The 12,364-nt window shown below is 59.6% G+C and carries 11 protein-coding genes and 2 pseudogenes; 8 read left to right on the top strand and 5 right to left on the bottom strand.

All coding sequences use genetic code 11. The features are described from left to right. The first annotated feature begins 185 nt into the window (after positions 1-185). Together B2J77_RS09260 and B2J77_RS21640 are read left to right on the top strand one after the other, a co-directional pair. Positions 186-3,206, top strand: a complete 3,021-nt coding sequence (locus B2J77_RS09260; protein ID WP_078479415.1) for an autotransporter domain-containing protein — start codon at positions 186-188, stop codon at positions 3,204-3,206. A 337-nt stretch (positions 3,207-3,543) separates the two neighbouring features. After that, a pseudogene (locus B2J77_RS21640) lies at positions 3,544-3,746 on the top strand (hypothetical protein); the annotation flags it as partial. 34 nt (positions 3,747-3,780) lie between these two features. Here B2J77_RS21640 and B2J77_RS09250 read toward each other — a convergent pair. Continuing rightward, the gene (locus tag B2J77_RS09250) at positions 3,781-4,959 is read right to left on the bottom strand and encodes a multidrug effflux MFS transporter (protein ID WP_078478469.1); all 1,179 of its coding nucleotides are present in this window, start codon (positions 4,957-4,959) and stop codon (positions 3,781-3,783) included. A gap of 143 nt (positions 4,960-5,102) precedes the next feature. On the opposite strand from B2J77_RS09250, the gene B2J77_RS09245 reads away from it, so the two are divergent. The 6 genes from B2J77_RS09245 to B2J77_RS09220 all read left to right on the top strand — a co-directional run bounded on the left by B2J77_RS09245 (position 5,103) and on the right by B2J77_RS09220 (position 9,671). Then, positions 5,103-5,972 carry a LysR family transcriptional regulator gene (locus B2J77_RS09245; RefSeq protein WP_078478468.1) on the top strand — a complete coding sequence of 290 codons (870 nt, stop codon included), beginning with the start codon at positions 5,103-5,105 and terminating at the stop codon, positions 5,970-5,972. 165 nt (positions 5,973-6,137) lie between these two features. Further along, entirely contained in the window at positions 6,138-6,554 is a 417-nt protein-coding gene (locus B2J77_RS09240; protein ID WP_078478467.1) for a VOC family protein, read from the top strand. 223 nt (positions 6,555-6,777) lie between these two features. Continuing rightward, positions 6,778-7,443: an amino acid ABC transporter permease gene (locus tag B2J77_RS09235; RefSeq protein ID WP_078478466.1), complete on the top strand. Its 666-nt coding sequence runs from the start codon at positions 6,778-6,780 to the stop codon at positions 7,441-7,443. Beyond that, positions 7,424-8,083, top strand: a complete 660-nt coding sequence (locus B2J77_RS09230) for an amino acid ABC transporter permease (protein ID WP_078478465.1) — start codon at positions 7,424-7,426, stop codon at positions 8,081-8,083. The genes B2J77_RS09235 and B2J77_RS09230 overlap by 20 nt, the downstream gene beginning before the upstream one ends. Further along, positions 8,080-8,841, top strand: a complete 762-nt coding sequence (locus tag B2J77_RS09225; protein WP_078478464.1) for an amino acid ABC transporter ATP-binding protein — start codon at positions 8,080-8,082, stop codon at positions 8,839-8,841. The genes B2J77_RS09230 and B2J77_RS09225 overlap by 4 nt, the downstream gene beginning before the upstream one ends. Next, positions 8,838-9,671 (top strand): transporter substrate-binding domain-containing protein, encoded by an 834-nt coding sequence (locus B2J77_RS09220; protein ID WP_153302501.1) that lies wholly within the window; start codon positions 8,838-8,840, stop codon positions 9,669-9,671. The genes B2J77_RS09225 and B2J77_RS09220 overlap by 4 nt, the downstream gene beginning before the upstream one ends. A 175-nt stretch (positions 9,672-9,846) precedes the next feature. Here B2J77_RS09220 and B2J77_RS21480 read toward each other — a convergent pair whose 3' ends face one another. The 4 genes and pseudogenes from B2J77_RS21480 to B2J77_RS09205 all read right to left on the bottom strand — a co-directional run bounded on the left by B2J77_RS21480 (position 9,847) and on the right by B2J77_RS09205 (position 11,934). After that, positions 9,847-10,017, bottom strand: a complete 171-nt coding sequence (locus B2J77_RS21480) for a hypothetical protein (protein ID WP_178091252.1) — start codon at positions 10,015-10,017, stop codon at positions 9,847-9,849. A 356-nt stretch (positions 10,018-10,373) separates the two neighbouring features. Continuing rightward, positions 10,374-10,667, bottom strand: a pseudogene (locus tag B2J77_RS21635) (hypothetical protein). Positions 10,668-11,261: 594 nt separating this feature from the next. Beyond that, positions 11,262-11,642 (bottom strand): S24 family peptidase, encoded by a 381-nt coding sequence (locus tag B2J77_RS09210; protein ID WP_153302500.1) that lies wholly within the window; start codon positions 11,640-11,642, stop codon positions 11,262-11,264. 67 nt (positions 11,643-11,709) lie between these two features. Next, complete coding sequence (locus tag B2J77_RS09205) at positions 11,710-11,934, bottom strand: hypothetical protein (RefSeq protein ID WP_078478461.1); 225 nt, start codon at positions 11,932-11,934, stop codon at positions 11,710-11,712. Between the last annotated feature and the right edge of the window lie 430 nt (positions 11,935-12,364).

Below are 12,364 nucleotides of genomic sequence, written 5' to 3'. Positions count from 1 at the left end.
GTCGCTCCCGATACTCCCCCTGTTTACCGCCGTACACAGGAACGCCAAGCCCTTGGGGCGCGGTGGCCACGCTGGTGGCATCTCATGGAGTCTCCGGAGCCGTTATGAACCCCTTATTCAAGTTATCCCCCCTCACCTTCGCGATTACGCTCGCCCTGGCCCCCGGCGCGTACGCAGCCGACTACGTGCTCGACAGCGGTCAGGACACTTTCAGCAGCGACCGAGGCATTGATGGCGCTGTGGTGCTACGCCCCAGCAACGGCACGCCGTCCACCCTCACCCTCAACAATGGCGCCCAGGTCACCAGCTTCGGCGGCCGGATCGGTGGATCGTCCACCAACGACGCTGCCAGTACGGCCATGGCCACGGTCGTCGTACAGGGCCCTGGTACACGTTGGAACGTGCCACGCACCGGCGCGGTGCTGGGCAACACCATCGTGATCGGCGGCGCCGGGCAAGGCACTCTCAACGTGCTTGGCGGCGGGCAGGTGTCGGTCCGGGACCTGCAGCTGAGCGACAATGGCAATGCCGGCAACGCACTGTCCCGGGCCAACCTGCTGGTCAGCGGCCAGGGCTCAAAAGTGGACACGGTCAACGTCACCTCCGGTGGCGTGTTCCTGTACGACTCGCGCATCAACCTCAAGGATGGCGGGCAACTGGTCAGTGAGCGTGTGGCCATCAACTCGATCAGCGAACTGTCGGGCGCTGGCACGCGCTGGGACAACACCGGCACCTTCAGAAACCGCAACGACCTGAGCCTGAGCGACGGCGCCGTGTTGACCAGCGACTCCATGGCGCTGGGGTCGGCCAACGTCAGCCGCAACACCCAGGTCAATGTCTCCGGTGAAGGCACCCGCCTGGCCACGCGTGCCATGACACTGGGCACCACGACTTCCAGCACCATCCTGACCCTGTCCAACGGCGCAGAGCTGAGCAGCACCGACGGGATCGACATCAGCGAGCTGACCAGCATCAACTCCGCCGCCCGTGGCACGCTCAGCATCGGTGGCGCCGTCGTGCGGGACGATGCGCGTACCGACATCGATGCCATCAGCGCCGGTACTGCCCAGGCGGCGGGCCGCCTCGACCCGCAAACGGCCATTCGCTTCGGCGCCGGCAGCGGTGCACTGGCGTTCAACCATACCGACAGCAACCTGCAAGTGAACAACCGCATCAGTGGCGCTGGCCGTGTGTACGCGTTCAGCGGCGACACCACCTTGGGCGGCGACCTGACCGGCCTTTCGGGGAGCACGGTGGTACGTGGTGGGCGGCTGGTACTGGGCGGCGACGTGGACCAGACCAACCCACGAGGCACATCATTGCTGAGCGTGGGCAACGGCACCTTGGTGGTCAACGGCACCGTTGGGCATACCGACGCTTCAGGCAACTACAGCAACCGTGCCCAAGTATTGGCCGGTGGCGTGCTGGCGGGTAACGGTCAGGTCGGGAGCACGCAAGTGGCCTCGGGCGGTACGCTTTCGCCAGGTGAAGCAGCACTGGGCACCTTGAACATCAAGGGCGACCTGGACATGGCAGAAGGCTCCAGGTACGCCGCCGACATTGCTGGCAATGGCGGCTCGGACCGCGTCAACGTAAGCGGCAGCGCCACCCTGCGCGGTACGCGTGTGGACGTGACCACCCTCAACGACGCTCAAAGCTACCAGACCGGGCAAACCTATACCCTGCTGGCCGCGCAAGGCGGTGTGGTGGAGGGCGCAGCGGCAGGTACCGCGTATGCGCAAGCGTTTACCAACTCGGCATTTCTCAATGTCAGCCTGCAGCGCACCGCCAATGAGCTGAACCTGACCATTGCGCAGAAAGGCACCACGCCGCCTGTTGAACCACCCGTGGAACCGCCTGTAGAGCCTCCCGTGGAGCCGCCGGTACAGCCGCCTGTAGAGCCCCCGGTCGAACCGCCCGTACAGCCGCCGGTCGAGCCGCCTGTTGAACCCCCGGTGCAGCCGCCTGTAGAACCGCCTGTCGAGCCCCCGGTACAGCCGCCGGTCGAGCCCCCAGTAGAACCACCGGTACAGCCACCCGTTCAGCCGCCGGTGCAAACGCCAACCACAGGTACCCCGGGCATCTTCCAGACGGTGGCGCTCACACAGAACCAGTGGAATACGGCGGGCGCCCTGAGTGCATTGCAACAGAGCGGCGACCCGCTGCGCCTGTACAACAACTTGCTGGTACTGGATGCAGCCAGTGCCCGCAATGCCATCGACCAACTGTCCGCTGATTATCACAGCAGCACGGGCACCGCGCTGATTGCCAATAGTCAAGTCGTGTCGGGCGTGCTCGGCACCCGCGTACGCGGCCTGTTGGACACTAACACCGTGCGCATGCCGCCAGGGGCATCGAACCTGATGCCGGCCACCCCCGAGGCGCAAGGCGGCGCGTGGGCGCAAGTGTTCGGCAACTGGTCGAAGCTCGATGGCAACAGCGGCGCCAGCGGCCTGCACCAACGCACCGGTGGTGTGCTGATCGGCGCGGACGGCAGCATTACCCAGGACTGGCGTGCCGGCGTGTACGGCGGTTACAGCCGCTCCAAGTTCGATGCCGATGACCGCGATGCCAAGGGCCACAGTGACAACTATCACTTGGGCCTGTACACCGGCGCCCAGATCGACGCGCTGCGCCTGAGTGCAGATGTGGGCTACACCTGGCACAAGCTCGACAGCAGCCGCAACGTGGCGTTTGCCGGTTACAGCGACCACCTCAAGGGCAAGCGCGACGCCAAAACGCTGCAAGCCAGTGGCGAGGCGGCCTACCGCATCGGCCTGGGCGCGGTGGCGTTGGAGCCGTTCGTAGGGGTGTCCTACGTGAACTACGACGCCGACCGTTTCCGCGAAAAGGGCGGCGCAGCGGCGCTGAACGTATCGAGCGAGAAACAGGACACCTGGTTCTCCACGGTCGGCATGCGGGCTTCGACCCACACACGTGTGGCCAATCACGATACGCAACTGTTCGGCTCGCTGGGCTGGCGCCGGGCCTACGGCGACCTGGACCCACGCAATGAGCAGGCGTTTGCCGGTGGACCGAACTTTGAGGTGCAAGGGATTGCGCAGACGCGAAACGTGGCACTCACTGAAGTGGGGGCAAAGGTACAGCTGAACCGTCAGACTGATGTAGGGCTGTCGTATCAAGGGCAGTTTGGTTCTGATACACGGTTCCATTCGGTCAATGCAGGCATCACGGTTCGCTTCTGAGGGGCGGCGGGGGCACAGCCCCCGTCGGACATAGTGACTGCGGCATCCAGGGCTTCCAGGCAGCCCTGGATGAGCACCGGCACTTCCTGCCTGGGGACCCACCAGTTTTGAGGTGCGCGGAATCTAGTCTCGCCAGGTCGCTGCCAATTCAGCGACCGGTTTTGACAGATCCCTGACGTTGCCTTCAGGTGCACACTTTCTATGGTGGCTGTACGTGTGGGCACCCCTGTGGTGCGCCCAGTGCCAACGTCTCGGTCTGTCAACCCACGTACAGCTGCCACCCTATTGTTTGACAGCAACAGTGAGGCGGCTCCACTTCCTACGTTGGAGTTGAACCATGCTCAAGATCGTCCCCGCCCCCCTCCCCACAATGCCTGCCTAGAAGACATTTTGATCCAGGCCACCGAGTACGCTACGTGCGCGGCCGCTGTAGTGCAACAGGCCTTGTCACTGGGTTCCAGGTCGCCCTCTTCGGTGCTGATGCTGACGTCTCTGCATGAGCTCGAAACGCTGAAAGCTCTGCTTGAGTCAGCGAGCGCTGGGCCAGCATTAAGCGTGCAGGCCCGCCCGAGCGCTACCCTGGCTGCGCCGGTTGCTTGCGATAGAGCGACGGCATGCAAGCAAACAATGCCAAACAGCTCAACACCGCCACCGCCCCGGCGAGCACACCGAAACCTGTGCCTAATACCGCGCTCACACCCATCGCCACAACGGCTGCGCTGCCAATCTGGCAAAACCCCACCAACCCCGAAGCGGTGGCTGCATGCCCATGTTCACTGGCGATAGCACCTGAGATTGCCAGTGAAAGCGATGACCCATTGGCCAAGCTGACCAGGCACATAGGCAGCACCACGGCCGTAACGCTGTGCCACCCCATGGCGTACGCCAGAAGAAACGCCATGGCGCCGAGTACGAAGCAGGTGATGCCGATCGCAACGATCCGGTCGTAAGGTAAGCGGTCAAGCAGCCGCCGGGCCAACAGGTTGGCCCCGATGATGCCTAAGGTAAGCGGCATATACAGCCAACCGCTTTGCGCCTCGCTCAAGCCTGCTTGTACGAAAAGGAACGGCGACTGCGTCAGATAAACGAACCAAGCACAATAGATAGAACACACCACTAACGTGTAGCGGCAAAAGCTGCGGTCACCCAGCACACGGCTAAAACCCGCAAAGGGGGCGTTCCTGCTCCGCGCCGCGACCGGTAGCGTTTCAGGTATTAAAAACAGCGCCAAAAGCAGCGCTACCGCCCCGAATGCTGCGACGAACAGAAAGTCGGCTCGCCAGCCGAATGCGACGGCCAAGTGCCCACCGATTGCCGGGGCCAATGCCGGCGAGAGTGATACGAGGGGGTAAATCACGGCATAGACTTTCGCCGAGGTTCGCTTGTCGCAGGTGTCGGCGATCAACGCACGACCAATCACCAGCCCCGCCGCCGCGCCCACCGCTTCCACCATGCGCCACGCGATGAAGTCCATGTAGCTGCTGGACAGCGCGCAGCCCACGGAGCCCAGCAGATAGAGAACGCCACCGGCAAGCAGCACCGGCTTGCGTCCTCCTCGGTCTGACATTGGGCCATAAGCCAACTGCGCAATGGCCAGTGCCAGTAGATAGAACGAAACGGTTTGCGGCATTTGCCAACTGGCAATGCCAAATTCAGTAGCCATGCCGGGCATCGCGGGTAGATAGATATCCGAGGCGACGAGGCCGAAGGCGCTCAGCATGGCGACTGTCAGGATGAAGGTTAAGCGAGGCATTGTGCTCCCTGGCATCCGGCTTGGGCCGGCTGCGTGATGGACGATGAATGAACCTCGCTATGTTATGCAGCCTGCATCAATGCGAAAATGCACGTAATCGCAGCCCAGGGCTGCATATTTGCATCTTCAGGAAGCGCGCCACGATGAATTGGGATGACATACGCATTTTCCTCGCAGTGCACCGTGCCGGCACCCTGCGGGCTGCAGCCAAAGCTTTGGGCATCGACCAGACTACGGTCGGTCGGCGGCTGGCGGGGCTTGAGCAAACCTTGAGCAGCCGTCTATTCCTCCGCAGCACTGGGGGGCTGGCGTTGACGACCACCGGACAACAGCTCGTACAAAAGGCTGAGGAAATGGAGCGGATGGCCGTCTCCTTCGAGCGCCAGGGTGAAGGCAGCGACCCTCATCCGTCGGGTGAGGTGCGCGTCACCACCACCGATGCGCTGGCCGTTGATTTCGTCATACCCGCGATCGAGCAACTGCGGGCCACTCATCCTGAGGTGCGGGTCATTCTGACCACCACTACCCGGCTATTGGACTTGGGGCGCAGGGAGGCCGATGTAGCCGTGCGCACGGTACGCCCAGAACAACCTGACCTGATCGTGCGACGGCTGGCTCACTGGACTGTCGGACTGTATGCGACACAGCGCTACCTTGAATTGCGTGGGAAGCCAGAGCCTGGTAGCGCCCTGGTGGGGCATGACATCGCCCTCTACCAGAAAGGTGTAACCGAGCGTCAGGATGACACGCTGGCAGGAGAACCCAGATCCGCAGGCTGTGTTGTCGCGGAGCTGGACTCGAGCCTCATGCTGGCAACCTTCGTACGCGCCGGCCTGGCCCTCGGTGAGTTGCCGGAATACATGGCCCGGCGAGATACCAGTTTGGTGCGAATTTGGCCTGATCGTAAGCGGGCCACGCCATATGAAGCCTGGCTTGTGCTGCATCGGGACCTGGCGCACACGGCAAGGGTGAGGGTTGTAGTGGACGCAATCGTTGCGGCATTTGCCAAATGAGGGCTACATGAGCGCTACTTGGCGCAACACCGCATCGGCGGTCAGACTGAAGCTCGCTGGGGCAGGACACCGTAGTGTGAAGTTCGGCTTGGTGAGTGATGGCATTGCGTTTCTCAGATGAGCTGTGTGTAACTGCTGTCGATCAACAGGTCTTCTGGAGCGTTTATGTTCAGCCACATTCAGCTCGGTGCTCGGGACCTGCCGGCCATGATCAGGTTCTACGATGCCGTACTCGCCACCCTGGGGCTTGTCCGCATGCCCGACAACCACGATGGCGGCCCCTGCGGCGCTGGATGGCAACGGCCGGACAGGGAATGGCCGCAGTTCTATGTGCAACTGCCATTCAACGGACTGCCTGCGACATGGGGCAACGGCGTGCAAATAAGCTTTGCCGCCAGCTCACAGGATCAGGTGCAGGCGGCATGGCGCACAGCGTTGGCGATGGGTGCTCAGGATGAAGGCGCACCTGGGTTTAGGCCGCAGTATGGGCAGGATTACTACGGTGCCTACTGTAGGGATATTGAGGGCAACAAGCTTTGTTTCGTACATGCTTGCGGGCTCGCCTACCCTGATGTCCCATGAAGCAGACGCTCCAGTCTAATACCCTCCTGAATGGCACCATCGCTCGGTAGGCGCTAGGTGATGGCATATTGTTATTCATAAAAGATATTTAAGTAATTTCTTTTATTCCATTAGATTCTGACAGGTGACTTCGATGTAACAAGTCATTTCACCTACTGGGCTGTCACTGCGCACTACTGGGCAGCGGCCTATGACTTGGTCAACTTCCTGTCGGTTTCACATAATGAGTTTCGATGTTGCTTTCGCCCTGTCCACCTTACCCGCGTTCGTTTCGGCAGTCGGCGTCACATTACAAGTGGGGCTGATTGCCATCGTCACGTCACTCGGCGTGGCATCTCTAAACGCCGCGATTGTGATGTTCCGAGTGCCTGTGCTTCAACCGATGGTGCGGGTGTACGTTGAAATTGCACGGAACACGCCGCTGCTGATCCAACTGTTTTTCATCTACTTCGCCTTGCCCAGCATCGGCATACGGGTCTCTGGGTTCGCTTCGGCGATCATCGCCATGACCTTCCTCGGTGGCGCCTACCTCACGGAAATTCTGCGCGCGGGCATTGACGCCGTGCCTGCCGCCCAGATCGAGGCAGGTCTGGCCATTGGTCTTTCTCGCTGGCAGTTGCTTCGCCACGTCATCCTGCCGCAGGCCGGCATCCTCAGTACACCGGCGCTGTTCGCCAACTTCGTGTTTCTGCTCAAGGAAACCACAGTAGTGTCTGCTGTAGCGGTGCCGGAAATCCTCTACACCACCAAGAACTATATCGCCCTTTACTACAAGACCTACGAAATGCTTGCGGTCATGACGCTGCTCTGCGTTCTGCTGTTCGTGCCGCTATCGCTGCTGCTGCGTACGTTAGAAAGGAGGTTGCAACATGGCCAGTTCGGGCATTGATCTGTTGTGGGTGTCCGCGCCACAACTGGCGATCGGCATAGGCCGCACACTAGGAATCTCGTTGCTGGCCATAGTGTTCAGCAGCTTGGGCGGGATGCTCTACGGCGTAGTGCGCAACTTGGAGGTGCGCTGGATCGACGTTGTGCTGATCGTCTACCTGGAGATGTTCAGGGCCATACCGGTGCTGGTCTGGCTTTACCTGTTTTTCTTCGGTATGCCGATCTTTCTGGGATGGAGTATTTCGGGATTTTGGTGCGCTGTGCTGGTGCTGTCGCTATGGGGCGCTTGCGAAGTGGGTGAGGTGGTCCGTGGCGCGCTACGCTCCCTACCCCGCGGCCAACGTGAGGCGGGCCTGGCGATCGGCCTGAACCTGCCGCAATTATACGTCAAAGTGCTCCTGCCCCAAGCCTTGCGCAGAATGACGCCCCCGCTGATCAACGTGTTCACGCGGCTAATCAAGACGAGTTCGCTGGCAGTGCTGATTGGCGTGGTGGACGTGATCAAGATCGGACAGCAGATCATCGAGCGTACCTATGAATCGATGCTGATCTACGGGTTTCTCTTCGCATTCTTCTTTCTGGCCTGTTATCCGCTGTCAGCCGCGTCGCGTGTGCTCGAACGGCGATGGAATCACTCATGACTGCATTGATTGAACTGGCGGGATTCTCCAAGAACTTTGGCAGTAATCCGGTTTTAAACGATATCGACCTGTCCGTTCGTGAGGGTGAGGTAGTGGTGATTCTCGGCCCTAGCGGCTGCGGCAAAAGTACCTTGCTGCGCTGCTTGAATGGCCTCGAACTGGGCCACGCGGGAACATACCGCTTTGCTGGACGCCAATTGCCCGGCAATGGCGGTTGGCGTGCGGTGCGCCAAGAGATAGGCATGGTATTTCAAAGCTATCACCTGTTCCCGCACATGACCGTGCTTGACAATATTTCGCTGGGCCCTGTCAGCGTGCAAAAACGCCCCGTTCACCAAGTGCGCGCCCAAGCCGAAACGCTGCTCGCGCGGGTTGGGCTGCTGGACAAACGCGATGCCTGGCCACGCGAGTTGTCAGGCGGTCAGCAACAACGAATCGCGATTGTCCGTGCCCTGTGCATGCGCCCTAAGGTCATGCTGTTCGATGAGGTCACTGCCGCCCTCGACCCGGAAATGGTCAAGGAGGTGCTGGAGGTGATTCTGGACCTGGCCGACAGTGGCATGACGCTTTTGATCGTCACGCATGAAATGGCCTTTGCCCGCGCAGTGGCTGACCGGATCCTCTTCATGGACGGCGGTCGTATCACTGAACAGAGTAACCCTGAAACATTCTTCAGCTCCCCGCAGACCGCACGCGCGCAGCAGTTTCTGGAGAAGTTTTCCTATGTAGAAAATCTGCCCAAGAGGAATGCATCGTGAAACTAAAATCTGCCCTCGTTTTTCCACTGCTGGCTGTCGGTCTGCTAATCGGCAGCGCCGCTGCCCACGCTGAAGGGTATCTGGATAAGATAAAAGCTCGGGATAAATTGATCGTAGGCGTATTCAGCGACAAGCCCCCCTTCGGTTTTGTCAACGAACAAGGCGATTACGTTGGCTTCGACACGGACCTTGGCCGCCGCTTTGCAAAGGATCTGCTGGGCGATGAAAAAAAGATCGAATTCGTCGTGGTAGAGCCAGCTAGTCGCATTCCGTTTCTGCAAAGCGACAAGGTGGACTTGATCCTGGCCAACATGACCGTGACGCCCGAGCGCGCTCAGGTAGTGGATTTCACCAACCCTAACCTGCGTGTGGCGGTGCAGGCATTGGTACCGGAGAAAAGCACGGTCCAACGCCTGGATGACCTGGCAAGCAAAACCGTCATTGTGACTGCAGGAACAACTGCTGACGTGTGGCTGACGAAAAATCACCCGGACTGGAAGCTGCTCAAGTTCGAGAAAAACTCTGAATCCTTGCAAGCGCTGGCAAATGGTCGCGGTGACGCCTATGCGCAAGACAACCTGGTGCTGTTCGGATGGGCCAAGCAGAACCCGGGCTATCGCCTATTGCCGCAGAAACTAGGCGACGAAGCGCCGATCGCGCCAGCGGTGAAAAAGGGCAATGCCGAGCTGCAACAGTGGGTCAATACCGAACTGGCGAGCCTGGGCAAGGAGAAGTACCTGCTCAAGTTGTATGATCAGTACGTGCGTGCACAACTGGCGGCCGATACCGATCCTGCTGCGGTGATTGTTGAAGGCGGTGACTGGAAGTAAGCCGTTCGAAGGTGGCAGGCTTGCCTGCCGCCTTGGACATCACTAAGCACTCGGCACCACAGCCGACATTCCTTGCAGACTGCTTGATTTGGTGGCAACTGAAGCGCCGGCGGTGAAGCCTGCGCGTGGATCTATCTGGTCTGCAAGAAGCCAGTATTCACCCGCTTGCAAGCCTTCATGAACGCCGACGATACCCGGCGATCAATAATGCCATCCCAGGCACCAGCATCCCCACTGCAGTGTAGCCAAAAGCGGCCTGCCCCGATGCGCCCACGGCGGCAAACGCCGCACCTACGGCGAGCAGCGGCATTGCAGCGAAGTAAAATGGTTTGGCTACCTTGCTCATATCGAACCTCCTGTTTGCAATTATCTGTGTGGGCATCCAAGCTTACATGCACGTGTACTCGGCAGGGTAGCCATGCTTGCGCACCTGCTTCAAACCAATGTGCAACTGACTGGTCAAGTCCACTGAGCTCTCGATTCAACGCTGATCGCCAACCTCATATTTTGGTCGGGCAAGCGCTCAAAAGAGCTGATGCGCGATGTACTTGGCAAAACGCTCAAGCCGGGATGTGGTTTTGGCGGACTCACCAAGTCGGGGGTTAGGCTCAAGTTCATTGATAAATCAAAAGACAATCCGCCCACTTCGCGCTGCGCTTGATTCGAAGGGCTAAGATCGCAGTCGATTAGCCAGATAACCTTTCACGCAGAGCCTAGCTGATCAAATTCGCCATTCTGATCGATGGCTATACCGCGTGCCCGACCTACCCCCCAAGCCAAGGCTCTGGTCATGGATTCTCCGGGTCGAGTTGAACGCATCTTCCAGGATCGGTAAGCCTCCTGAGGCGTAAATGCCTATGAACAATTGAGTGCTGCCTGTGCGCGAGAGACATACCTGCACATCAATGTATGTACCGTCGTTCAACACTTCTTCGTGTACTCGGTGATGGAGATTCACATCAGCCATCCCCAATAAACGCTGCCACGGCGCCGCATACCAGCCTCCTCCGACTTAAGTCGTACTCGAATGGTGAACCTAGAAGGTAGCTCTCTGTCTGGATGGCGCAACTTCAAAGCGGTATTACAGGAAAACACCTGACGACCGGCTCATTTACCCATACGCGCCCGACACCCCGTACAGCTATAAGCACGGTACTCGCCAGCCCGCTGGTCAAAGGTGACCGCAATTCACACCTGGAGTATCCAGGCATTCTCAATTGCCACTGCCCAAGGCTTAGAGGCAGCAAATGAACTGTCGGTCACAGGTTCGTGCGTGCCTGTGCTAACTATTTTGAAGAGGAAGCAGGCGTAACAACCTGAGAAGTTACGTAAAAGTCACGCACATGAAAAAGGCCACCCCTTTCGGAAATGGCCTAAGTCATTGAATATAATGGTCGGGACGGAGTGATTCGAACACTCGACCCCTTGCACCCCATGCGTGCAGTACAGACATAAAGCCTTACGGATCAAGGCCTTGAGCGGTCGCTCGCTGCAAACGGTGCCGCACTGTGCCATACCCGATTCAACAATCCCCCGAAAATCTCCCCTCGGGCTTTTGCCTGTCTCCGGCGTTCTGCCGACCCGAATTCCCTACCCCGCAACACGATCATGATCCCGCACGCTGAACCGGACAACACCCCACACCTCGAAAGTATCCCCCTCCATGATGTACCTGGATGGGTACTTGGGGTTCTCCGACCGCAGGACCAGCACACCGTGCTCATGGCACATCCGCTTGCAGACCGGCTCGCCGTTCACCGCCGCGATCACGATGTCGCCGTGCTTGGCCTCGACGCTTCGATCAACGACCAGTAGGTCGCCGGAATACATTCCAATACCCTGCATGCTCTCGCCTTCGATCTTGACCAGGTAGGTCCAGGGCGCATGCACCTGCATCAGATCGTCCAGGCTGAGCTGGGGCATGTCGTCTATTTCGAAGTCAAGGGCGGTGTTCATTGGCAGGGCCTCCATACTGTATGAATGAACAGTATGGTAGTGGCCTGCTATAGGCCCGGCAACTGCCGACAAGCGGGGTGAGCTAGTGCAGCGGGGGCAGTTTGTTGCCCATCAGCTTGGAGACGGTGCGAAGCTGATAGTCAGAAACCGCCTGGGCCAAGGACTCGGAATGGAGCCGCAGACGCTCTAGCTCATCAGGTGGAGCGCCATAGTCCCTGGCCTCCCAGTACCGTTTGAGAGCTTCCATCGACTGCTCGATCAGCGGTTCGCCTGCCTCAATAGCAGCGGCAAATTTATCCTTGTCCATCGGGGGCACCCTTATTTGGTCAGGGCATTATAGACAGACTCGCACGCCAGGCCTGCTACTCGGCTTCGCTTAAGCGCTGTCGCGAGGCTGCCCGCCATTCTTCAAGCAATCCGCCGAGAACCCGTCGGTAGAGGTTCCTGCCTGGCGCTGATGGGTAGCGATGGTATTGCAGAGGATTCGCAGGCCGGCCTTTTGTTGACGCTGCTCCGTTCTGCTTTTGAAGCGCTGACGGTGCACGCAAGCTTGAGCGCTGAGCGTGTAATCAGCCGATCCGCAAAACCATGGGGCATCCGGCGATGAGATAGGCTGGGGTACGGCACCGGCCGTCTATCAGACCCGACACACCCTCGCCTTGATGATGCCGTCGGCAGGCGAACATCCTATGTGGATGGCTAAGCACTTGGGACAAAGCGACTGGACTATGATTGGG

Origin of the sequence: Pseudomonas parafulva, from assembly GCF_002021815.1 — a bacterium.
GTDB lineage: Bacteria > Pseudomonadota > Gammaproteobacteria > Pseudomonadales > Pseudomonadaceae > Aquipseudomonas > Aquipseudomonas parafulva_B.
The sequence above is the reverse complement of the archived record's forward strand: the minus strand, read 5'-3'. Positions and strand labels throughout refer to the sequence as shown.

Excerpts from the sequence above, each read along its gene's own strand:
- B2J77_RS21480 (WP_178091252.1), bottom strand. The coding sequence starts at position 10,017 with ATGAGCAAGGTAGCCAAACCATTTTACTTCGCTGCAATGCCGCTGCTC.
- B2J77_RS09250 (WP_078478469.1), bottom strand. The coding sequence starts at position 4,959 with ATGCCTCGCTTAACCTTCATCCTGACAGTCGCCATGCTGAGCGCCTTC.
- B2J77_RS09210 (WP_153302500.1), bottom strand. The coding sequence starts at position 11,642 with ATGGAGGCCCTGCCAATGAACACCGCCCTTGACTTCGAAATAGACGAC.
- B2J77_RS09225 (WP_078478464.1), top strand. The coding sequence starts at position 8,080 with ATGACTGCATTGATTGAACTGGCGGGATTCTCCAAGAACTTTGGCAGT.
- B2J77_RS09235 (WP_078478466.1), top strand. The coding sequence starts at position 6,778 with ATGAGTTTCGATGTTGCTTTCGCCCTGTCCACCTTACCCGCGTTCGTT.
- B2J77_RS09245 (WP_078478468.1), top strand. The coding sequence starts at position 5,103 with ATGAATTGGGATGACATACGCATTTTCCTCGCAGTGCACCGTGCCGGC.
- B2J77_RS09240 (WP_078478467.1), top strand. The coding sequence starts at position 6,138 with ATGTTCAGCCACATTCAGCTCGGTGCTCGGGACCTGCCGGCCATGATC.
- B2J77_RS09230 (WP_078478465.1), top strand. The coding sequence starts at position 7,424 with ATGGCCAGTTCGGGCATTGATCTGTTGTGGGTGTCCGCGCCACAACTG.
- B2J77_RS09205 (WP_078478461.1), bottom strand. The coding sequence starts at position 11,934 with ATGGACAAGGATAAATTTGCCGCTGCTATTGAGGCAGGCGAACCGCTG.